Origin of the sequence: Gordonia sp. i37, from assembly GCF_002043085.1 — a bacterium.
Lineage (GTDB): Bacteria > Actinomycetota > Actinomycetes > Mycobacteriales > Mycobacteriaceae > Gordonia > Gordonia polyisoprenivorans.
This window is the reverse complement of sequence record NZ_MVPX01000592.1, coordinates 1-323: the sequence shown is the minus strand read 5'-3', so window position 1 is coordinate 323 and position 323 is coordinate 1. Positions and strand designations below refer to the sequence as shown.

Here is a 323-nt window from a genome sequence, read left to right as displayed (position 1 = left end):
CGTAAGCGTGCCGGGTTGGCGCGGGCGTTGGTGTTGGATCCGCAGATCATCTTGTGTGATGAGCCGGATTCGGGTTTGGATCCGGTGCGTACCGCCTATATTTCGCAGTTGTTGATCGATATCAATGCGCAGATCGATGCGACGATTCTGATCGTGACGCACAACATCAACATCGCTCGGACGATTCCGGACAATATCGGGATGTTGTTCCGTAAGGAGTTGGTGATGTTCGGTCCGCGGGAGCAGTTGTTGACTTCGGAGCAGCCGGTGGTCAAGCAGTTCCTCTCCGGTGATCGGTTCGGTCCGATCGGTATGTCGGAGGA

General features: G+C 55.7%; 1 pseudogene. It reads left to right on the top strand.

From position 1 onward, the window contains the following. Positions 1–323: pseudogene (locus tag B1964_RS28520) on the top strand (ABC transporter ATP-binding protein); the annotation flags it as partial.